This is a genomic window from bacterium (assembly GCA_024742285.1).
In the GTDB taxonomy this organism is placed as follows: domain Bacteria; phylum Myxococcota_A; class UBA9160; order UBA9160; family UBA4427; genus UBA4427.
In genome coordinates, this window is record JANSYR010000002.1 from 186,836 (window position 1) to 207,378 (window position 20,543).

General features: G+C 68.8%; 19 protein-coding genes and 1 pseudogene. 11 read left to right on the forward strand and 9 right to left on the reverse strand.

Annotation, left to right across the window (positions count from 1 at the left end; all coding sequences use genetic code 11):
* Positions 1-31: 31 nt before the first annotated feature.
* From NXI30_04725 to NXI30_04740, 4 genes are all read left to right on the forward strand, one after another.
* The gene (locus NXI30_04725) at positions 32-547 is read left to right on the forward strand and encodes a DUF559 domain-containing protein (GenBank protein ID MCR9093499.1); all 516 of its coding nucleotides are present in this window, start codon (positions 32-34) and stop codon (positions 545-547) included.
* Positions 548-580: 33 nt separating this feature from the next.
* Positions 581-1,006 (forward strand): hypothetical protein, encoded by a 426-nt coding sequence (locus tag NXI30_04730; protein MCR9093500.1) that lies wholly within the window; start codon positions 581-583, stop codon positions 1,004-1,006.
* A complete protein-coding gene (locus NXI30_04735) occupies positions 999-1,604 on the forward strand; it encodes a hypothetical protein (GenBank protein ID MCR9093501.1) in 606 nt (201 codons plus the stop codon). Before NXI30_04730 ends, NXI30_04735 begins: the two co-directional genes overlap by 8 nt.
* A 530-nt stretch (positions 1,605-2,134) precedes the next feature.
* Complete coding sequence (locus NXI30_04740) at positions 2,135-3,235, forward strand: pentapeptide repeat-containing protein (GenBank protein ID MCR9093502.1); 1,101 nt, start codon at positions 2,135-2,137, stop codon at positions 3,233-3,235.
* Between the two features lie 19 nt (positions 3,236-3,254).
* Here NXI30_04740 and NXI30_04745 read toward each other — a convergent pair whose 3' ends face one another.
* A complete protein-coding gene (locus NXI30_04745; protein ID MCR9093503.1) occupies positions 3,255-4,841 on the reverse strand; it encodes a polysaccharide deacetylase family protein in 1,587 nt (528 codons plus the stop codon).
* Between the two features lie 287 nt (positions 4,842-5,128).
* Here NXI30_04745 and NXI30_04750 point away from each other — a divergent pair, with 287 nt between their 5' ends.
* Complete coding sequence (locus NXI30_04750; GenBank protein ID MCR9093504.1) at positions 5,129-5,674, forward strand: DUF3124 domain-containing protein; 546 nt, start codon at positions 5,129-5,131, stop codon at positions 5,672-5,674.
* Positions 5,675-5,704: 30 nt separating this feature from the next.
* On the opposite strand, the gene NXI30_04755 is transcribed toward NXI30_04750, so the two are convergent.
* From NXI30_04755 to NXI30_04770, 4 genes are all read right to left on the reverse strand, one after another.
* On the reverse strand, positions 5,705-7,150 hold the full coding sequence (locus NXI30_04755; GenBank protein ID MCR9093505.1) for a TrkH family potassium uptake protein: 1,446 nt from the start codon (positions 7,148-7,150) through the stop codon (positions 5,705-5,707).
* On the reverse strand, positions 7,147-8,508 hold the full coding sequence (gene trkA / locus NXI30_04760) for a Trk system potassium transporter TrkA (GenBank protein MCR9093506.1): 1,362 nt from the start codon (positions 8,506-8,508) through the stop codon (positions 7,147-7,149). The genes NXI30_04755 and trkA overlap by 4 nt, the downstream gene beginning before the upstream one ends.
* 153 nt (positions 8,509-8,661) lie before the next feature.
* Complete coding sequence (locus tag NXI30_04765; protein MCR9093507.1) at positions 8,662-9,345, reverse strand: hypothetical protein; 684 nt, start codon at positions 9,343-9,345, stop codon at positions 8,662-8,664.
* 26 nt (positions 9,346-9,371) lie between these two features.
* Entirely contained in the window at positions 9,372-10,598 is a 1,227-nt protein-coding gene (locus NXI30_04770) for a phytanoyl-CoA dioxygenase family protein (protein ID MCR9093508.1), read from the reverse strand.
* Positions 10,599-10,745: 147 nt separating this feature from the next.
* On the opposite strand from NXI30_04770, the gene NXI30_04775 reads away from it, so the two are divergent.
* Positions 10,746-11,354, forward strand: coding sequence for a MarC family protein (locus NXI30_04775; protein ID MCR9093509.1), 609 nt, complete (start codon positions 10,746-10,748; stop codon positions 11,352-11,354).
* Positions 11,355-11,375: 21 nt separating this feature from the next.
* Here NXI30_04775 and NXI30_04780 read toward each other — a convergent pair whose 3' ends face one another.
* Positions 11,376-12,110, reverse strand: coding sequence for a hypothetical protein (locus NXI30_04780; GenBank protein ID MCR9093510.1), 735 nt, complete (start codon positions 12,108-12,110; stop codon positions 11,376-11,378).
* Between the two features lie 516 nt (positions 12,111-12,626).
* On the opposite strand from NXI30_04780, the pseudogene NXI30_04785 reads away from it, so the two are divergent.
* Positions 12,627-13,748: pseudogene (locus tag NXI30_04785) on the forward strand (SDR family oxidoreductase).
* A 16-nt stretch (positions 13,749-13,764) separates the two neighbouring features.
* Here NXI30_04785 and NXI30_04790 read toward each other — a convergent pair.
* Both NXI30_04790 and NXI30_04795 read right to left on the reverse strand, forming a co-directional pair.
* A complete protein-coding gene (locus tag NXI30_04790; GenBank protein MCR9093511.1) occupies positions 13,765-14,646 on the reverse strand; it encodes a metallophosphoesterase in 882 nt (293 codons plus the stop codon).
* On the reverse strand, positions 14,643-15,842 hold the full coding sequence (locus NXI30_04795; GenBank protein ID MCR9093512.1) for a sulfotransferase: 1,200 nt from the start codon (positions 15,840-15,842) through the stop codon (positions 14,643-14,645). Before NXI30_04795 ends, NXI30_04790 begins: the two co-directional genes overlap by 4 nt.
* A gap of 109 nt (positions 15,843-15,951) precedes the next feature.
* On the opposite strand from NXI30_04795, the gene NXI30_04800 reads away from it, so the two are divergent.
* From NXI30_04800 to NXI30_04815, 4 genes are all read left to right on the forward strand, one after another.
* On the forward strand, positions 15,952-17,196 hold the full coding sequence (locus NXI30_04800) for a hypothetical protein (GenBank protein MCR9093513.1): 1,245 nt from the start codon (positions 15,952-15,954) through the stop codon (positions 17,194-17,196).
* Between the two features lie 191 nt (positions 17,197-17,387).
* Positions 17,388-18,041 (forward strand): hypothetical protein, encoded by a 654-nt coding sequence (locus tag NXI30_04805; protein MCR9093514.1) that lies wholly within the window; start codon positions 17,388-17,390, stop codon positions 18,039-18,041.
* A gap of 176 nt (positions 18,042-18,217) precedes the next feature.
* Positions 18,218-18,595, forward strand: a complete 378-nt coding sequence (locus NXI30_04810; protein ID MCR9093515.1) for a nuclear transport factor 2 family protein — start codon at positions 18,218-18,220, stop codon at positions 18,593-18,595.
* Positions 18,596-19,891, forward strand: coding sequence for an MFS transporter (locus tag NXI30_04815; GenBank protein MCR9093516.1), 1,296 nt, complete (start codon positions 18,596-18,598; stop codon positions 19,889-19,891). It abuts the gene before it with no gap.
* Here NXI30_04815 and NXI30_04820 read toward each other — a convergent pair.
* A complete protein-coding gene (locus tag NXI30_04820) occupies positions 19,888-20,508 on the reverse strand; it encodes a class I SAM-dependent methyltransferase (GenBank protein ID MCR9093517.1) in 621 nt (206 codons plus the stop codon). The two genes, NXI30_04815 and NXI30_04820, sit on opposite strands and share 4 nt — an antisense overlap.
* Positions 20,509-20,543 lie beyond the last annotated feature (35 nt).

Here is a 20,543-nt window from a genome sequence, read left to right on the forward strand (position 1 = left end):
GGGTGAGATGACCAGCGCTGACCGAGCCGATATGTCTGTTGCCGAGGCACCAGGGACGAAGATCTGCGACGAGGCCCGCGCCTACGTCGACCAGGTCCTGCACGAGAAGCGCATCGCCATCCACGTCCTGCTCGCCCGCTGCGAATCCCCGATCGAGCAGCAGCTCGCGGCCGCCCTCTGGGCCCGCTGGGACTGCCGTGTCCGCGAGCTTGGGTCGGGAATGGACGCTCCGCTCGGTGGCGACGATTGCCGTGTGGTCTCGATCGAGCCGCAGCGGATGATCGTGGTCGCGAACGCTCGCTACCGCGCCGACTTCGTCGTCTACCGCTCGACGAAGGGGCAGGGCGTCGATCCGCTGATCGTTGTGGAGGCTGACGGCCGCGAGTTCCACGACCGCACGCAGTCGCAGGCGTGTCGGGATCGACGGCGCGACCGGGCAATGGTGCTCCAGGGGATGCGCGTGCTGCGTTTCTCAGGGAGCGAGATCTATGGGGACCCGGATGCGTGCGCGGCCGAGATCGACGCGCTCCTGCGGTCCTCACGGTGATTTCCGGGCATTTCGCCCTGAAGGAGAGAATGAATGCGTTACTACCTCGATGTGCACTTTCCGGTCGATCGACCGGACGACCTCACGCCCAAGGGCTTGCTGCAGGTGGCGGACGGGCGGCTACGAGCCGCTCGGCTCTTCGTCGCGGAGTCGGGAGGCGAACGCTACGTCGCGCAAGCTTCGGCCTTGATGGAGGATGTGGCGGCGCTTGTGAGCGCGGCGATCGCCCGAATCGACGGGGTCCCTGCGGAGGCGGTGTCGTTGTCCTCGGTGCCGGAGGTCGCCGAGGCGGCAGAGATGCTGTCCCACGCAGCATTCCTCTGCGCTGAACGGTCGGAGCCTATGCCGGCCGGCTTCGTAGACGATATTGCGGGCGGGCTGCACCGGTCGCTCGAAAGGCTCTCGAAGCAGGAGAGCGGTCGGCCGGTCGTGGCTGCGGAGGTGGCGGCAAATGGCTAGCCACATCTTGGAACTTCAGATTCCAGCTGTTTGGTACGAGCCCGGAGCATCTCCCAAGCGACCAGAAGACATCCTGAGCGACGCACTCGATCGCCTGTTGATTGCTGGGGCGCTAGCCGAGGACGAAGGGGAAGAGACGATTGCGTGTCTAATTACCGATGCGGTCGCGATCATTCGTGCTGTGGAGGCAGCCCTTGGCGACGGCGAGGCCATTGAGATCGGGGAGCACGCCGGAGATTCGTACGGCTCGCTCCATCACGTTGCGCAGGCGATTGGGATCAACCTCGAGCGGGACTCTCCGCTCGCGCTCTCTCTCCGTCAGGCGATGGCTCGGCTCCTGTTGGGCGCGCCACAGCTCGTGGCGGGAGACGGACGGCGAGGGGGCGGAGAGATAGCGGCCGACGACGCCGTCGACATGGAGCACGAGGACAAGCTCGAGATGCTCCTTCGCCTCCTGTTCGAGGTCGGCGGACGCGAGCTGGTGGACGCCGTCCGTGATGCGGTGAGGCACGGTTCGGAGATGGACCCGTGGTGCATCCTCGAACTGATCGCGAGGCAGAAGCGCGGCGAGGCCCTCGAAAGCGCCCGTTCGCAGTAGTTGACCCGGCCCACGGGTGAACGACAGAAACGCCCAGGGCGATTGATATCGGCAGGAAGAGCCCGTCTACGCAGCCTGCCGGATGACTCAGGATTGTATCTCCGAAGCTGGGGGTCGCGCGTTCGAATCGCGCCCGGGTCACCATTTCACCTATCAGCGCTCCGCGCTTCTTGCTCGGCCTTGAAGGGCCGAGCGCGCGCTGAAGGCTCTGGGTGTGCGTGCGTTGCAGAGCGCCCGGGCTCGAGAGGCCCAGCTTCGGCAGAAGTTGGGGGCGATCTGTGAGCGAAGAGCGAACAGATCGTAGGAGGGACTCTGCGTGCGCCAGCACGCGGAGGCCCGAAACTCCCGCGCGTTCGATCCGGAGGCGTACACGCCGAGCTGGCTTCGCCACGAAGTCGCGTTCGAATCGCGCCCGGGTCACCATTTCCTCTTCTCGGCGCAGAGCGCCTCGCGACCCCGCCTCGTTGGCGTGGTCTTGCGCTGAGGGCTCTGGGGGCTGGCGCCTGGCGGAGGGCTCGGGCTCGCCCGGATTGGGCCCTTCGCTGTCTGACGTTCTGCCGCAGGCTCCGATTCTTCGTCACCTCCGCGTTGCCCATGCACACCTACTTCATGGGAATGGGGACGGCCTTCCACGGGAAGAGACCGCGATGCGCAACTTCGTTCTCGCTCTGATCTCCGCGGTCTCTGTCGCTTCGAGTTCCGCATTCGGCGCTTCGTACCAGCAGATCGATGGGACCATCGTCGATCCGATCCAAGCCCTGTGTTGCGTCCCTAGCGGTACGGGATCGATCCACCCCTACTCCGGCGTCGACCTGGCGCCCGGCGTCGATCTTCGGGATGCCGGCCTCGTCGCGGCGGACTTGAGGAGTGCTGATCTCGAGGGGGCGGACCTTCGCAGGGCAGACTTCACGCTCTCCGATCTGACGGACGTGAACCTCGTGGGCGCCGACCTGAGGGATACGAATCTCACGGTGGCAGCCCTCAACGGTGTCGATCTGACTGGAGCGACCCTGGGTGGATACATGGGGTACGGATGGAGCATGGGCGGAGCGAACTTGAACCACGTGGTCTGGGTCGACTCCGGGGCAGATGAGGCTCAGTTCTGGGGTGCGGATCTCTCGTCAGCCGACCTTCGGAACTGGACCGCCACGGAGGTGTACGCTCAATTCGCGCGCTTCGTCGATGCGAATCTCGACGGAGCCTATCTGGCGCTCGTCGCACCCAATGCAGACTTTCGCGGAGCGAGTCTTCGCGGTGCGAGGTTCGAGCGGATCGACGACACACAGACGAGCTTGAATGGTGCGAGTCTGTTCGGCGCCGACCTTACGGGTGGATCCTTCTCGACCACGTATCCTTCGTGGCTCTCGGTGGGAGTCACTGTCGAAGGAGCCGATTTCTCGCAGGCGGTCCTGCGGGACGTGGTGGGTCTCGGGACCACGATTGGCGCGGCGACCTACGATGCGGGGACCGACTTCACGAATGCGTGGGCCGACGCGGACGCGACGATTCCGTTCGATCCGGTGACGGCAGGCTGGGTTCTCGTGCCGGAGCCGAGTTCGGCGTTCCTGTTGGGGCTCGGGCTCGCGGGGCTGGCTGCGAGACGGCACCAGGGATCGATGCGCCCGCGTTGAGGAGATCCGCGCGCTCGGTCTACGGATAAGACGTATTCACACTCCCCTCACAACACGCCGGCGCGTCGGGGACCATCATCGTCGCGTGCATGTTCGGGAAGAGGACCGGGTCCGCGAGGTCTACGAAGTTCGCTCCGGCGGCCTGGAGTCCGGCGATCACGGCGGGAAGCTGCGCGGCGGTGTTCGTGTGGATGTCGTGCATCACGAGGATTCCACCCGCCGTCTCGAGGAACTCGTGAACCGCCCAGCCCGGCAGGTCGTTCCGGTACTCGTCCTCGATGAAGGAAACGACTTCCGGGGGGCAGTACCCGCCGTTGGTGCCGTAGCACCAATCCGAGGTGTTGATGTGGACCGAGGCCGATGCCAGACCGTGGGTCCGCATCACCTCCATGCTCGCGCAGTTCGACGACGCGAAGGGGAACCGGAAATACTGCGGGAAGAAACACGGGTCGCCGATCGCCTCGCGAATCAGGTCGTTGTTCGCCGGCACTTCGATCTCGATCTCCTCCTGCGTGAGGAAGGCCATTCTGCGGTGCGTCAAGGAGTGATTCGCCACGCGGAACAAGGGGTCCTCGTGGATCTCCCGGACGATCGCCTGCTCCTCGGGCGTGTGCATCCGATTCCCGACCACGAAGAAGGTCGCGGGGATGTCGTTGGCTCGCAGCGTCGCGAGAACGAGCGGGGTCACGACCAGATGGGGGCCGTCGTCGAAGGTCATGGCGACGTTGTTGTTGAACGGCCCGGGATCGAGCGGGGGCAGCATTCCGCACGCGTAGCCCGAGCCCGGGTCGACCGTTCCCCAGTCGGTGCAGACCGGCGGGCCGAAGAGGATGTCGGTGCGCAGCCAGAGCTCCTGATTCGCTTCGTCGTAGGCGACGTGGAACTCCAGCAGGTCGACTCCCTCTGGCGCGTCCCCCTCCGGGTCGGTCGCGACGAGTTCGTCCGGCATCCACGCGCGGTGGAAGCCCTCTCCGAGGAGGGCCCACCCGCGGCTCGGACCGACCAGCGCACCCCCGACGACGATTCCGAGCAGAGCGAGCAGGGCGAACCCGGTCTTCGGGAGTCTCCGAGACACGAGCAGTATGGACAGAACGAGGACGAGCGCGAGGGCGGCCGGCGCGAGCCCGGGCACGTTCGGCGGAAGAAAGATCAGGAGCAGCGGCCTCTGTGCCCCCGCGCCGAAGAGCGTGTCCTCACCCAGGGCCGACTGGATGACGACGTAGCTTCGCGCGCTCGAGACCGACCCGGTCAGCGCGATCGGGAGATGAGTCTCGACCAGCATCGAGCCCGAAGCGCCGTTTCCCGCGATGCCCGTCCAGGTGGGCTGGGGGTTGGACGGAACCGGCGTCTCTACGTCGAAGAGATCGAGGAGCGGGTCCGCGCAGTCCGCCGTCGTCGTACTCGTGACCGTGTCGGTCGCGACGTCGAAGCGCGTCCTGACTCTCAGCTCGACGCCTTCCGCCTCGCCGTCGACGGTCATGACGCCGCAGCCCGTCGTGGGATTGCGATCCAGGTCGAGCAGGACGTCGATCGTCGCCATCTGTCCGGCGCTGGGAATCGCGAATCCGAGGATCGCCAGGATCACCAGACCCGATTCGCGAATCAACCCGCGCTTCCACATCGAGATTCCTACCCGCAGCTCGCTCGAAGGGCGAATCGCCGCCCGCACGTCGTGCAGGGGGACTCGCGACAGAAGAGCAGTCTAGGCCGTTCCACGCGGGCCAGCGCGGGGCATTTTCCCTGCTCGGCGGAGCGCGTCAGGGGCCCGAGCTCCGGCACGGTCGACGCCATGAACCGGCGCAGCGAACGCGCTCGCTTCGTCTATGCTCCGGCGCGCGTTCGGAGCGTCGGCCGGGCTCGATCGGGGCCGGGCGGTCGAGGAGGGGTGGATCGATGGTGAATCGCGGATCGAGCGAGGCGCGCCTGAGCCTGGGCGGCATGGTCCTCGCGGTCTTCGTCAGTCTCTTCGCGCTCGGGTGTGAGCCCGAGCCGGAAGCCGCGCCCGAACCGGCGGCGCTCGCGGTCGAGCCGCCGACGCTGCAGGACGCGGTACGCGGCGCACATCGTCGCCTGATCTACGTCCCGGCCTACGCGTATGCGCTCGACAAGGTCGGCCGGGTCCACCTCACGACGACGCTGCTCATCCACAACGTGTCTTCCGAGAGCGTGACCATCCACTCGGTTCGCTACTACGACGCGGGCGGCGTACTGATCGACAGCAAGCTGGATGCACCGCGGAGGCTCGCGCCGCTCGAGACCGTCGAGTTCCTGCACGAGCCATCGCCGGAGGCCGAAGGCGCGGGGGCGAACTTCCTGGTGGGTTGGAGCGGGCCCGACGAGCCGGCGCCGCTGATCGAAGCGCTGATGGCGGGTCACCAGGGGGCCGGGCGGTTGACCTTCTCGGCACGCGGCGTCCCGGTCGGCGACGATCCCGACTGAGGTTAGGTCGACGAGCGGGCCGCGATCGGTCTAGCTGCGCCAGAAGCGGGGCTGGGCGAGGGCGATCAGCGCGAAGAACTCGAGCCGGCCCAGCCACATCAAGAGGACCAGGACGAGCTTCTGCCAGCCGGCGAAGAAGGCGAAGTTCCCCGCAGGCCCGACGTCGCCGAGTCCGGGCCCGATGTTCGACAGGGCGGCGAGCGCCGCGGTCGAGGCGTTGACGAGGCCCGTTCCTCCGAAGGACAGGAGGAGCGCGCCGATCGCCCAGCCGGAGACCCACAGGAGCAGCAGGGCGACGACGCCGCGAACCGCTCCCTCCGGAACGATCTGAGCGCCGACGGCGACCGGGACGACGGCGTTGGGGCTGAAGGTCACTCGGATCTCACGGATCGCGAAGCGCGCTGCGACCAGCAGGCGTATGACCTTCGCGCCCCCGGCCGTCGAGCCTGCGCAGCCACCGCCGAACATGAGCGCGACGAGGATCGCCTGCGTGCTGCTCGGCCAGGTCGTGAAGTCGGCGGTGCCGAAGCCGGTCGAGGTCAGCACCGAGACGACGGAGAAGGCGACGTCGAGGGCCGCCTGTCCGGCCCCGAGGTCGGGGCTCGCCCCGAGTCGGACGAAGAGGATCGTCGCCGTCGCCCCGACGGCGAGGGTCAGGTAGGTCTGCAGCTCGGCGTCGCGCAGGACCTCCCGACCACGCTGCGTCAGCCCGCGGAGGTAGAGCGAGAAGTTCACACCCGCCATCAGCATGAAGACCAGCGTCACGATCTGGAAGCGGGCGTCGAAGTGGCCGGCCGAATCCGCGTAGGGAGAGAACCCGCCGGTCGAGACCGTCGCGAAGGTGTGCGTGAGGCTGTCGTAGACGCTCGCCCCGAGCAGGAGCATGACGACCACCTGGGCGCCGCTGAGCGCGAGATAGATCCGGAACGCCGAGCGCGCCGCGTCCTTGACCCGCGCGTGCAGGATCTCGGCCTTCGGGCCGGGCACTTCGAGCTTGAGCAGGAAGCGCGCGCCGGGGCCGAGCTCCGAGAGCAGGGCGACGAGCAGAACGACGATGCCGATGCCGCCCAGCCACTGCGTCATGCTCCGCCAGAAGGCGATCGAAGGCGTCAGGACCTCGACGTCCGGGAGGATCGAGGCGCCGGTCGTGGTGAAGCCCGAGGCCGACTCGAAGAGCGCGTCGATCCAGCCCGGGATCGCCCCGCTGACGACGTACGGGACGGCACCGAGCACGCACGCCACCAGCCACGCGCCGACGACGACCAGGATCCCGTCTCGTCGGTAGAGCTCGCCATCGTCGCGCCCGTAGAGGCGGCAGGCGAGCGCGCACAGGGCGCTCGCCCCCGCGCCGGCCGCGAGACCGCCCGCGGCCGCGCGGTCGCGGGTCGCGAGGGCGCCGATCAGCGGTAGCAGCTGCGCGACCGCCAGGACGCCGATCACGATCCCCAGCAGCCGGATCACGCGGCGCGGGTTCACGGCGCCTCTTCCGGTCCGGGAAAGAGGAGGGGGACGATGTCCGCAGCGCCCTCCGCGACGAAGAGCAGGACCTCGTCGCCTTCACGCAGGACGTGGTGCCCTCGCGGAATGGTGGGCCGACCGTTGCGCATGACCGCGGCGATCAGCAGGCCCTTCGGAATCTCGACGTCGACGAGGGCACAGTCGACGACGGGGCTCTGCGCGAAGACCGCGCGCCGAGAGAACGTCGCCTGCTCGTTCTCCAGGGAAACCACGTGCGGCTCGTAGTTCGTCTCGATGTACGTCTGGATGCGCTCGGCGGCGATCCGGCGCGGGGAGACGACGTTCATGCTGTCGAAGCGCCGGACGAGTGCGGAGACCTCGGTGCGCTGGACCAGCGCCGTGACGGCCTGGACGCCGAGGTCCTGGGCGAGCAGGCAGGCCATCACGTTGGCTTCGTCGTTGCCGGTGAGGGCGATGAAGGCCGACGCGTCGGCCACGCCCTCGGCGGCGAGGAGGGACGGGTCGGTCGCGTCGCCGTGGATGACCTCGCAGCGGGTGAACCGCGCGGCGAGTCGTTCGGCCGTCGCGCGATCCTTCTCGATGACCCGGATGCGCTCGGCGCGGTGGGCGAAGCCGCGCAGGGTGTCGGTTGCGGTGGTGCCTCCGCCGGCGATCACCACGAGTCCCCGGCGCGGCGGGCTGCCACTCACGGCGCGCTCGACCCGGTCGATCGACTCCGGCGTCGCGATCACCAGGACCTCGTCCCCCACCTCGGCCTGGACGACGCCGGTCGGGACCGTCAGTCCCTGCTTCGAGATCAGGGCGAGGACGAGCGAATCCTCTGGGAGGCGGGCGGCGGAGATGGGCTGGCGGGCCAGGATCGAGTTCGATCCGACCGTCGTCCTGCGGACCTCGAACGCTCCCTCGACGACGTACTCGACCTCGAGCGTGTTGTACCCGAGAACGTGATTCAGGACCTGCGTCGTCGTGAGGAGCTGGGTCGAGAGGAGGAGGTCCGCGGAGAAGGCGCGTTCATAGACTCGGCCGTATCGCGTGATGTCCTCCGACGTCCTGACGCGAACGACGGCCCGCGGAGCGCCCAGGGTCTTCGCGAGCAGGGCAGCCGCGAGGTTCGCCTCGTCGGACGAGCTGACGGCGATGAAGAGGTCGCATTCCTCCACCCGGGCCCGCTCGAGCGTCGGGATGTGACTGCCGTTGCCGAGGACGAACTGGACGTCGAGCTGGTCTTCGACGACCGACACCTTGCCGAGATCTTCGTCGATGACGGTGACGCGATGGCCCTGGACGGAGAGCTGGCTCGCCAGGTAGCGACCGACTTCCCCCGCGCCGAGAATGACGAAGCGGCGTGTTTCCATAGAGGTCGTGGAGCATACCGATTGATCGGTCGGTCCGTTGGGGTCCTGGACCTCGCGCTTCGGCAGGTCGTCGGCCTGCTGCTGTGCGGCGCCATCGGTGGCTCCTTCCGCTCGTCTTCGCCGGCACCCTCGTACGCCGGCTCCCGAGCGTCTTCATGCGCGGGGAACCGACGCTCGCCAGCCGATCGCGAGCGCCGCCCCGGTTGCGCCGAGGGCGTTGTAGACGAGGTCCCAGCCGGTGTTCTCGTAGCCGCCCACGTTCGTGTCCATGAAACGGGTGGCGGTGAACTCGACCACCTCGTTCAGGGCGCCGAGTCCCATTCCGGCGATTGCGACGAGGATGAGCAGTCCCGGCGTCGGGCGAAGCGGAGGTCGCGGCTCGGAATCCGACGTTCCGGTCGCGGGTGCGACGGCGCCGCAGAGTCCCTGCCAACACAGCCAGGTCGCGACCGCGAAGCCGTAGGCGTGGGTCAGCTGGTCGTATTTGAGCCATCCGCGCGCGCTGCCCTCTGCGCCAGGAAGGATCCAGAGGCTGTAGAGCACCTGCTGTCCGCCGTCGGTCGGCCAGCCCCCCGGAACAGGGACGAGTCCGCCGGCCATGTGCATCGCGCCCCAGATGGAGAGGCTCCAGATCAGTCCCGCGCTCAGACCGACGCGGGCCTGCACGACGAGTACGATCGCGATCAACGCGACCATCACCGCGATATAGAAGACGAACTCGGTGTTCCGAAGCCACACGGCGGCGCAGGTCGCCGCGAGCAGGTAGCCCAACGTGAAGAGGGCCACCGGTCGCAGAGCGGGCGGCACGAGCCGTGCGAGGGGGCCGGACGACGCCATCGATGCGGACGCTGGCGGGCGGCCCGCTAGCCGCGCGCCTTCGCCATGTCCCGCATGTTCGAGACCTGTCCGGCCTCGTCCCCCAGGAGCACGTCGTTGTAGTGGCGGTCGCCGCGGTGGTTCCGGCCGTCCACGCGTCCGTAGCCCATGATCACGCAGCTACGGAACGGGCCTTCGGTTCCGGTCGGCGGCGGCGCCACGTGGAGGCCGTCGCCGTAGTGGAAGGTCACGTCGCCCGGCTGCGCGGGCGGGCCGACGCCGTGGGGCGCGCTTTCGTCGTCGCCTTCGACGAAGGGGAATGAAGACTGCCACGAGCCGGGCAGGAAGCGGATCTGGCCGGCCTCTGGCGTGTTGGGGCCGAGGAAGACGCTGAGCACCGCCGTCGGGCACATGCTCGCGTGGCCGCCCATGCCGCAGTCGCGGTGCCACGGGAGATCGCCCAGGCCCTCGGCGACGCCGGGCTGCTTCCAGAGGAGCGCGAGCCCGTCCTTGTCTTCCGGCCCCTGCTTGTGCTCCATCGGGACCTCCGTGAGGGCCGCGACCTTCTCGAGGCGCGGGTCCCCGTGGAGCGAACGCATCCTGGGCTCCTTGCCCGGCCGGAGCACGCGGCAGAGCACCGACTCGCCGGCTTCGTTCTTGCCCCACCAGGACTCCTGGTCGCCCTCGGTCGCGGCGGCGCGCAGGCGCTCGCTCTCCTCGCGGAGCTCGGCGACTTCTTCGGGCGCGAGCACGTTGCGGACCCAGAGGTAGCCGACGACGCGCAGGAACTCGGCCATCTCCTCCGGGTCGTCGTCGAGCTCGAATCCGCGCGTGGGATCGAGCAGGCGACCCTTCGTGTCGCGGAGCTCGACGGCGTCCGGATCGTAGACCGGGCGGTCGCGGAACATCCAACGGAAGGCGGGCTCCCACTGGAGCAGGTCCATCAGATCGCCACGAACCGGCGTCACGCGGTCGCCGTACACGAGGCCGGCGGACGATTCGAGGTCCTCGGTCAGCTGGGCGAAGGACGCGCGCGGAAGCTCGACGACGGTCTCGGCGCGCGCGTCGCCGGCTTCGACTTCGATCGTCCCGCGCCTCGCGTCGGGTAGGTAGGTGCATGCGAGGCCCGACTCGCGCTCGCGGATCGCAAAGGGGCGGAGCGTCCGCGCGTACGACCCGGGCAGGCGGGAGTCACGACGGGCGAGCGCGGTCGCGAGCGCCTCCCGGTGGTAGTCGGCAAAGGATAGGTCTTCGATCGGGGTCGGAGCGGCCATGCGATCTCCTTCTCGCTACGCCTTAGAGCCTAGCCCGTCGCCGATCGTCGCAAGCGGGCCGGGCGGGCGTGGCGATCCCTCGATCCACGAAGTCGGCGAAGCGCTCGATCGAACGCGTTAGACTCCTGCGTGGGGGGCTGCCGCCACTTGATCGATTTCGTCTCCACCTTCGTGAGCTTCTTCGCGGTCATCGACCCGATCGGGACGCTCCCCGTCTTCGTCGCGGTGACGCGCAGCCACGACGAGGCCACACGCCGCCGGATGGCGATCGTGGCGACCGCCGTGGCGGCGGCGATCCTGGTCTTCTTCGTGATCGCCGGCGAATTCATCCTGTCGGCGATGAGCGTGCCGCTCGCGGCGTTCAAGGTGGCCGGCGGGATCGTGCTCTTCCTCTTCGCGCTCACGATGATCTTCGGGGAGAGCAAGCCCGAGGAGGAGCTGCGTCTCGTCGAGTCGGCGGACGAAGGCGCGATCTACCCGCTCGCCGTGCCGTCGATCGCGGGGCCGGGGTCGATGTTGGCGGCGGTCCTGCTGACCGAGAATGCACGCTTCGGGTTCGTCGAGCAGGCGCTGACGACGGGGGTGATGCTCTTCGTCCTGGGCCTGACCTTCGTGTTGATGCTCTCGGCCGGCTGGATCCAGCGCAGGATCGGCCAGAGCGGCGCGAGCGTGGTCAGCCGGGTGATGGGCCTGATCCTCGCGTCGGTGTCGGTCGAAGCCGTCCTGAGTGGGATCAAGGCCTACTTCGGTCTCTGAGTCGGCGTCGCAGCCGTCGGATCAGTCGTCGTCCTCGTCCCATGGCGATCGCTGCTGGAGCCCGAGCTCCTCCCCGAACTGGTAGTCCGAGACGCGCAGCCGGCAGCGCTCGCCGCGCCGCGGCATCTCCGAGCCCTGCTCCTGGAGTGTCGGCTCGAGCCGGGCCTTCACGTCGGGATCGTCGAGGCGCAGGTCGCCGACGACGCCCGTCGGCTCGGCCCAGGCGTCGAGGCCCGTCTGGAGGACTTCGACGAGGAGGTCACAGCGGTACTGCCAGGAGTCGAGGTCGTCGTGGCGCATCTGTTCGCTGAAGAGGAAGCGGTGGATCGCAGCGAGATGGTCGCCGAAGTCCCGATCGCATCGCTCGGAGCGACTGCCCGAGTCGAGCATGCAGATGTCGTGGTTGCGGCAGGCGAGGTCGACGGTGTCGATCGGGCGGATCCGGTAGAGGTCGAGGACCCGCGCGCGGCGTTCCTTCGCCGGGATCGAGCGGTAGTCCTTCGCCCAGCCGCCGCTGGCGATCTTGATCCGCGGATAGTCGCGGCCGCAGAAGCAGCCGTACCGGAAGTCCCTTCCGAGCGTCGTCGTCGCGAGGGCCGGACGCGCGCAGGGCCGGGCGCTCTCGATCGCCGATTGGATCGCCGCATTCAGCGGCGGGAAGGCTTCGGGATCGGGCCGGTAGGTGGCCGACGCACAGGCGAGGCCGGTCGTCGCCAGCAGAAAGAGCAGGGCCGCGAAGGCTCGCGGGTTCGTCATCGTATCGCTCCGGGTGCGCGGGAGACGCGCCCGTTGCGGGGGGCGGTCGGAATGTAGTCGCGCTCGGCTTCCGCGTCAGGCGCACGGCCGGTTTCGGACCGGTCAGGCGGGGCAGGGCGCGTGGGGTACGCTCCGCCGCCGATGGCTTCCGATGAATCCGAGACGCCGGGCGCCGACGCCCTGGTCGAGCTGCTCGAGGCGCTCGTCGACGATCCCGAGGCCCTTCAGGACCTGCCCGCCGAGCTCCACGAGCGACTGCGGATCGCCGCCGGCCGATTGGCCCTTCCGGATCGTCTGGAGCGCCGAAGATTCGCACGGACGCGCCGCGGCCTCCGTCGACGCGAGCGGCGGGAGCGCGACGACTCGGCTCTCGAGGCGACGTCCAATCGCGCGAAGAAGCGGGCTCTGGCGTTCCCGGTACCGCCGAAGGAGGCCGGGATCGACGACGAGGCGCGGCGACTGCTCGAGCATCAGGCGCGCGAACGGACGAAGGACGCGTCGCGCGGACGGCTCGACGAGCCGCGGGACTGCTACGTCTGCAAGGCGCCCTTCGTCGACGTCCATCACCACTACGACTCGATGTGCCCGGCGTGCGCGTCGCTCAACTGGACGAAACGGAGTCAGACGGCGGATCTTTCGGGACGGGTCGCGCTCGTGACCGGCGCCCGGGTGAAGATCGGCTTCGAGATCGCGGCCATGCTGCTGCGAGCGGGGGCGAGGGTGATCGCGACGACGCGCTTCCCGGTCGATGCGGCGGAGCGCTTCGCCCGGGAGCCGGACTTCGACGTCTGGGGCGAGCGGCTCTCGCTGGCGGCGCTCGATCTCCGGAACACGCCCGCCGTGGAGGCCTTCTGTACCGAGCAGCTCGCGCGGGAGACCCGGCTCGACTTCCTGATCCACAACGCGTGTCAGACCGTGCGCCGTCCTCCGGCCTACTACGAAGCGATGGTGGCCGCGCAGGACCCCGGCCGGCTCGACGGCGGCGCGGCCCGACTGCTCGGCACGGGGGCGGCTCGTGCGCTCGTCGCCCGTGACCCGGCGAGAGACGTCTCGAGGCTCTCGGTCGTCGACCTGCTGGGCGAGGCGGACCTCGCGCCGCTCTTCCCGGCGGGCGTCCATGACGGCGAGGGGCAGCCCCTGGACTTGCGCGAGAAGAACTCCTGGCGAATGGACCTCCACGAGGTCTCGAGCGTCGAGTTGATCGAGGTCCAGCTCGTGAACGCGATCGCGCCCTTCGTGCTGAACGCGAAGCTCAAGCCCCTGATGCTCGCCGTGCCGACCCCGGACAAACACATCGTCCACGTCTCGGCGATGGAGGGGCAGTTCTACCGGACCTTCAAGACGACCCGTCACCCCCACACGAACATGGCGAAGGCCGCGCTCAACATGATGACCCGGACCTCCGCGGCGGACTTCGCGAAGGACGGGATCCACATGAACAGCGTCGATACCGGCTGGGTCACCGACGAGGATCCCTTCGCGAAGACCGTCGAGAAAGAAGAGGCCCAGCGCTTCGCGCCGCCGCTGGACTCGGTGGACGGCGCCGCGCGGGTGCTCGACCCGATCTTCACGGGGTTCCTGACCGGGGAGCACTGCTGGGGGCAGTTCCTGAAGGACTACCGGCCGACGCGCTGGTAGCCGCGACGAGTCCGCTTCACGGCGGAAACGAGTACCCCGCCAGCGGATCCCCCGCGTCCTCCTCCGGGACGGGCAGGATCTGCCGCAGATGGTCCTCGAGCTGCCATCCGAATCGCTCCCGCCGCGCGTCCCACTGATCCGGATAGCCGAGGGACACCTCCTCGAAGCGGACGCCGTCCTTGTAGCGGGTGCACGGGATGTGGAGGTGGCCCGAGATGACGGTCCGCGCGTTGAAGCGGAGGTGCCAGTCTTCGGTCTTGCGCGTGCCGCACCAGACCATGAAGCGCGGGATGCGGGGCAGGATCGCGTGCTCCTGGAGGAGCGGGAAGTGGGCGATCAGGACGAGGGGATGGTCGTGCTCGGCGACGGCGGCTTCGAGGCGTCGCTCGCTCTCCTTCACCCGGGCGGTGCACCAGTCGGCGACGTTCCGATAGGGATCGCACTTCAGCATCGCCTCGTCGGTACACAGGATGTTCTTCTCGCGCGCCCACGAGACGGCCTTCTCGACGGGGACCTCGTCCGGGCGGAAGCTGTAGTCGTAGAGCGCGAAGAGCGGCGCCAGGACGTGGGGGCCGCCTTCGCCGGCCCAGACGGGGAAGGGGTCTTCCGGGCAGAGCACGTCGTTCCGGCGACACAGGTCGACGAGCGCCTGGTAGCGCGCGACCCCGCGAAGGCCGCTCTTGCGGGGCACCGTCCAGAGCTCGTGATTGCCGGGCACCCAGATCAGCTGCGCGAACTTCTCGCTCAGCAGGCGGAAGCCGAGCTCGACCTGCTCGAGGCTGTCGCCCACGTCCCCGCAGAGGATCAGCCAGTCGTCGGGGCGCGGGGCGAGCTCGCCGATCGCGAGAAGATTCTGGCGGTAGCCCACGTGGATGTCGCTGATGGCCCAGAGCTTCATGCGTCGCCGGATCCCTGCTCGAGGGAGAGGGGCAGGGCGCCGACGTCGCCGTAGGCGTCCGTATAGCGGCTGAAGCGCTCTCGGACTTCGTCCTCGTCGAGGCCGTACTCGTCGAGGGTGTAGTGGTGCTGGCCGTGCTTGCCCTTCGGATTGGCGGCGCGGAAGCGGCGAATCGCGTCCTCGGCGTCGTCGGTCCAGGGCAGCCCGAAATAGGCATGGATGTCCTGGATGGCGGAAATCGGATCCTTCACAAATCGCTCGAAGGGTAGGTCGTAGAACTGCGACGGGCCTCGGCCTTCGCGGGCCGCCATCATCCGGTAGATGCTCTCCTCCCAGAGCGCGAGGGTCTCGCGGCCGAACGCGCGGATGTCGGTGCCCTCGTTCATGGCGGAGCGCGACGCCCAGCACAGACTGCAGACCGAAGCGATCATCGGCACGGGGTCGCGATGGGTCTGGATGATCATCGCGTCGGGGTAGACGTCGAGGAGCGCGTCCGCGCCGTAGAGGTGGGTCGCGTCCTTGAAGAGCCAGCGCTTCTCGGGAGAGGCCGAGCCGACCAGCTGTGCGTTCCGGCGGTGGCGCGCGTAGACCGGGCGGAGATCCGCCTTCGCCCGCCACTCGGCGTAGCCGTGGACGTCCGCGTTCGCCTGGTAGGATCCGTGGGTGAAGCTCTGCTCGAAGACGTTCCAGTCCTCGTCGGGCAGGAAGGCCTCGATCTCGTGGGTCGCTCGCATGTCGGGGCTTCGGGCGAACATCATGTCGACCCGCGCGAGTGCGGCCTGGTAGTCGGGGTCGGCGTCCCAGTCGGCGCGCGGCGGACGCGGTTTCGGCGTGCGCATCAGCCAGTGCTCGAAGGCCTGCAGGGCCGGGTCCTGGGCCATCAGGTGGTGGAGGGCCGTGGTGCCGGTGCGTGGGAGGCCGATGATCACGAGTGGGCGCTCGATCTTCGCTTCGGCGGCTTCCGGACGGCGTCGCCAGCCCTCCTCGCAGAGCAATCGCGCCTGAAGGGCGTCGACGATCATGGCCTGGTGACCGATCTCGCCGACGGAGGTGAGGCGGGCGTCCTCGTCGAGGGATCGGCACAGCACGCCGAGTGCTTCGCGGTAGTCGTCTTCGCCGAAGTCGTCGAGGCCGCGCACTTCGGAAGCGCGTGCGTGGAACTCGTCGATCGAATCGCTGAACCGGAACGGGGCCAACCGGGGGTCTCCTTGGAGACCAGAGAATAGGGAATGGCCCGCGTGGCGGGCGGCCGGGCCGGGCTATCGTCGGCCGGCGCGAAACGGCGCAGTCGAGGAGGGGAGTTCGATGGGTCACGCGGAATCGATTCTCGGGCAGGGGCGAGCAGGGCGTGTCGTTGCGACGTCGTGGGTGTTCGCAATTCTCGCGGCTTGCGCCGCGAGCCCGCCGCCCGCGCCGGAAGCGTCCGCGAACCCCTATGCGGAGCTCGCCAGCGTCCGCGCCTTCGAGCAGGTCCAGGCGACCCTCGAAGCCATGAAGCAGGTCGTGCTCGAGGACGCCGAGACCGAGCGCGAGGCGAGCGAGGGCATGCGCGCGATCCTGCGGACCTTCGCGATGTCGATGGACACGGCGGGAGATGCCAACCCGAAGGCCCCGCACTTCGCGCGGCTGGATACGAAGATCCGCAAGGTCGGCGGCGACAACCCCGACGCCGAGTACGACAACGTCCATCTGGACAACCGCTGGGACTACGTGATCCGAGGCAACCTCGGGACGGTCCGACACGTGAGCTTCACGATCAGCGGCGCCGTCCAGCCCGACGGCCGCCGGGCCCGGCTCGCGTACTTCAATGAGCGCACCCTCGGCGCGGACGAGAACGGCGACTTCGAGATCCACCTGACGAAGGAGGACGACGGCGGGCCGAACTGGGTCGATACCTCGAACGGCGTGACCTCGATCCTCGTTCGCCAGTACATCGGTGATCGAGCCGCGGAGTCCCTCGCCACCTACGACATCGGGGTCGTCGGACGCACGCCCTACGAGGGCATCCCGGCCTCGACCGACCGCGAGATCGCACAGGCCCTCATGGCGGCGAGCTACGGCCTGCAGTTCATGTTCACGATGCACCGGACGATCGGCCCGGAGCTGTGGGACGCGCCGAACACCTTCTCGAGCTTCAACTCCGACTCGTTCGGGGAGGACATCAGCAGCGCCGACAACCTCTACATGTTCGGTACCTACCAGATCGAGGAGGACGAAGCGCTCGTGATCGAGACCGATCCCCTCGACGTCCGCTACTGGAACCTCGCGATCGAGTCGCGCTGGCACGAGACCGTCGACTACCTGACGCGGCGGACCCACCTGAGCCTCGACCACGCGGTCGTCGACGACGATGGCAAGCTGCGTTTCGTGATCGCCCACGGCAAGACGCCGCATCCGAACTGGATCGAGACCGGCGGCCATCGCAAAGGCTGGATGACCTTCCGGTGGGTCGGCGAGCGGGACGCGGAGGTCGCGATGCCGACGGTGCTCCGGGTGAAGCGCGCAGACGTGCCGGAGGTCCTGGCGGCGCGATCGGGCGGGGGCGCCTGAACCGAGGCGAGGGCGCAACCCGGGCGACCGCGGTCACCGCGCCGACGGCGCAGGACGTGTGCAATCTGCGGCGTCCGACGGGCCTCGCTTCGGTCCTGGGGAATCGCCCTCATGGATTCCCGATTCGTTCCGATCACGGTCCTCGCTGCGCCCTTCGGAATCCTCCGGCGGGTCCGATCGAGGTCCTTCGGATGTCCTGCGCCCTCCCTGCACGGCTCCTTCTTGCCGGCGTGCTCCTTTCCCTCGTCCTCTCGTCCGGGGGATGCGCGGCTGGGCTTCCCGCCATGGACCTGCTCTCGCCCCCGAGCCACGTCGTCGCGATGGACGGGACGGTCCGGGTGGAGCCGCAGGGGCCGGGTGCCGTCTTCGCGAGCCCGCGCGCGGCCGCGATGGACGCGCTGGCCTGGTGTTTTCTCGCGTCCCGGGAGCGGCCGCTCGACGGCAGACGTGCTCGCGGCGGCGCGATCAAGGCCGTCGCAGGCGGCTTCAGCTACGACGCGCCCACCCTCGAGCGACCCGGCACCCGGGTGCTCGCCTATCCGCTCCACTCGACCGATGTCGCGCACTTCCGGCACGTGCCGGTCCGACGCTGGCCGGGGCACGCCCCGGACGCGATGGACCGGGAAGCCCGTCGGATCGTCTCGAAGGTGGATCCCGCGGAGCGACCCTATTTCCTGCTGACGCCGGACCGGCGACTGCGGCTCTACGACGGGAGCGATCGGCCGGCGGAGACGCTCGCGCGAGTGGCGCTCGGCGGCCATCGCGGTGGGCCGGGTCTGGCGATTCGCGTGCCGGGAGGCGGGACGGATCAGCCGCTCGCGCTCGGAGATGCGTCGAATCGCTGAACCTCCGATGCGGTCCCGAGACCTCACGAGGCTTCCCTGCGCCCCTGTCTCCCTCTCGGAGTCGGGGGCGCGGTCGTTTCGGGCCACCGCTCGTGCCGCGGTCGACACGGGGTTCGGAATCAGTACGCTGCACCCCTACCGCCAGGGCCCGATCCCGTGGCCAGCGAGGAGTCCCGATGTCCAGCTCTCCCGACCCCGATCAGATCGTTCGTGACTTCAGCGCTGCCTGGGGCCGCGCCGACCTCGACTTCATCATGGACGCGTTCGCCGACGACGCGATCTATCACAACATGCCGATGCAGCCCCTCGAAGGGAAGGCGGCGATCCGGGCCGGGATCGAGGCCTTCCTGAAGCAGAGCCCGGGCGGGATCGACTTCGAGATCCTGAACCAGGTGAGCGCCGGCAACCTCGTGATGAACGAGCGGATCGACACCTTCGAGAACGAGGGCAACAAGACCGCGGCCCCGGTCGCGGGCTTCTTCCAGCTCGACGACGCGGGCAAGATCGAGGTCTGGCGCGACTACTTCGACATGGGCGCGTTCCAGGCCGGCTAGTTGTCCGCCTCCGACGATGACTCCGCGCGCGGCGTGGCCTTCTCGCCCGGCGTGACCCGCTACGCGCTGGTCATGCTGACGATCGCGTACGCCTTCAACTTCATCGATCGCCAGATCCTGGTGATCCTCCAGCAGTCCATCAAGGAGGAGATGGCGCTCCTCGACTGGCAGCTCGGCCTGCTGACCGGGCCGGCCTTCGCCGCGATCTACGTGACGGCCGGCATTCCGGTCGCGTACTGGGCGGACCGTGGCAACCGGAAGAACATCATCTCGCTGGCCGTCGCGGTCTGGAGCGGGATGACCGTCCTCTCCGGAACGGCACAGAATTTCTGGCAGCTCTTCGCGGCGCGCTTCGGGGTCGGGCTCGGCGAGGCCGGAGGCAGCCCGCCGGCCCACGCGATGATCAGCGACTACTACCCGCCCGAGGAACGCGGCGCGGCCCTCGGCTTCTATTCGGCGGGCCTCCACTTCGGCATCGTGCTCGGCTTCCTGATCGGGGCTTTCGTGGAGGAAGCCTTCGGCTGGCGCTACGCGTTCATGGTCGTGGGCGCCCCGGGCGTGATCTTCGCGGCGATCTTCTTCCTGACCGTGAAGGAGCCGCCGCGTGGCCGCTTCGAGGTCGCCTCGAGTGGCGCTCCCGCTCCGTCTCTCGGAGAGACGATCGCCGTCCTGCGCGGCTTCCGTTCGTTCTGGCTGATCGCGGTCGCCTGCGGGCTCACGGCATTCGGCGGCTACGGCGTCGGCAACTTCCTGCCCGCATTCATCGAACGCTCTCATGGCATCTCGGGGTGGGACCTCGGCGTCGTGATGGCCTTCGGCGGGGGCGGTGCCGGCATGGTCGGCACCTTCCTGGGCGGGCGCCTGGCGGATCGGCTCGGGGCCGGGGAGCGGCGCTGGTATCTCTGGCTCCCGGCCGTCGCGAGTACCCTCGCACTTCCACTCGTCTTCCCGATGCTCCTGTCCGCGGCAACGCCACTCGCGATCTCGTCGATGGTCGTCGTGACGGCGCTGACGAACACCTACCTCGGGCCGAGCCTCGCGACCTGCCACCAGCTGGTCCCGCCTGCGATGCGGGCGCTGACGTCCGCGATCCTCTTCTTCATCCTGAACCTGATCGGTCTCGGCTGTGGGCCCCCGCTCGCCGGCGCGCTCAGCGACGTGCTCGGCGAGACCTACGGCACGGACGGGCTGCGCTACGCGCTGATGATCGTCGCGATGATCTCGGCGCTCGGCGTCGGGTTCTTCGTGCTGGCCGCGCGGCAGCTTCCGAAGGACCTCGCCCGGGGCCAGGTCTAACCGGCGCTTCGCGTCGCGGTCACGATCCAGAGCGGGTCGGCGTCGTCTGGCGACCGGTCGACGGGCTCGATGTCCTCGAAGAGGCCGCACTGGGCATGGTACGCCGCGACGAGTCGGTAGCGCTCGGTCGCACCCGGGACGTGGAATGCGCGGATCGCCTTCGTCGGAAAGCAGCGGTGGGACATCGCGACGATCGAACGCCCACCGGGCCGCAGGACCCGAGCGACCTCGGCGAAGACCTCGAGGGGCCGCGTGAGGTACTGGACCGAAACCGCGTTCACGACGAAGTCGAAGCTCGCGTCGGCGTAGGGCAGGGTCGGCTCGCGGTTGAGGTCGTGGACGACGTGCTCGGTGAGCCGCCGATTGGCCGCGAGCTCCTCGGTGTTCATGCCGAGCCCCGCGACCCTCCCGAGTGGTGGGTCGAGGGGTAGGTGGGAGACCCACGACGACATCAAGTCGAGCACGTCCGCGCCCGGTGTCAGCACCTCGGCGTAGTAGTCGGTCAACGCCTCGATCGTGGCGTCGTCGATGTGGACGACCATGCGCGCGAACGCGTAGAAGTCCGCATCGGGGGATTCGTCCACCCGGTCGGTGGCGTGGGGCGGGAGCGGGGACAAGGCGATCTCCGAAGCGTGCGCCCCGACTATAGGCC

Excerpts from the sequence above, each read along its gene's own strand:
- NXI30_04730 (MCR9093500.1), top strand. The coding sequence starts at position 581 with ATGCGTTACTACCTCGATGTGCACTTTCCGGTCGATCGACCGGACGAC.
- NXI30_04765 (MCR9093507.1), bottom strand. The coding sequence starts at position 9,345 with ATGGCGTCGTCCGGCCCCCTCGCACGGCTCGTGCCGCCCGCTCTGCGA.
- NXI30_04800 (MCR9093513.1), top strand. The coding sequence starts at position 15,952 with ATGGGTCACGCGGAATCGATTCTCGGGCAGGGGCGAGCAGGGCGTGTC.
- NXI30_04805 (MCR9093514.1), top strand. The coding sequence starts at position 17,388 with ATGTCCTGCGCCCTCCCTGCACGGCTCCTTCTTGCCGGCGTGCTCCTT.
- NXI30_04735 (MCR9093501.1), top strand. The coding sequence starts at position 999 with ATGGCTAGCCACATCTTGGAACTTCAGATTCCAGCTGTTTGGTACGAG.
- trkA (MCR9093506.1), bottom strand. The coding sequence starts at position 8,508 with ATGGAAACACGCCGCTTCGTCATTCTCGGCGCGGGGGAAGTCGGTCGC.
- NXI30_04790 (MCR9093511.1), bottom strand. The coding sequence starts at position 14,646 with ATGAAGCTCTGGGCCATCAGCGACATCCACGTGGGCTACCGCCAGAAT.
- NXI30_04810 (MCR9093515.1), top strand. The coding sequence starts at position 18,218 with ATGTCCAGCTCTCCCGACCCCGATCAGATCGTTCGTGACTTCAGCGCT.
- NXI30_04780 (MCR9093510.1), bottom strand. The coding sequence starts at position 12,110 with ATGACGAACCCGCGAGCCTTCGCGGCCCTGCTCTTTCTGCTGGCGACG.
- NXI30_04750 (MCR9093504.1), top strand. The coding sequence starts at position 5,129 with ATGGTGAATCGCGGATCGAGCGAGGCGCGCCTGAGCCTGGGCGGCATG.
- NXI30_04770 (MCR9093508.1), bottom strand. The coding sequence starts at position 10,598 with ATGGCCGCTCCGACCCCGATCGAAGACCTATCCTTTGCCGACTACCAC.
- NXI30_04725 (MCR9093499.1), top strand. The coding sequence starts at position 32 with ATGTCTGTTGCCGAGGCACCAGGGACGAAGATCTGCGACGAGGCCCGC.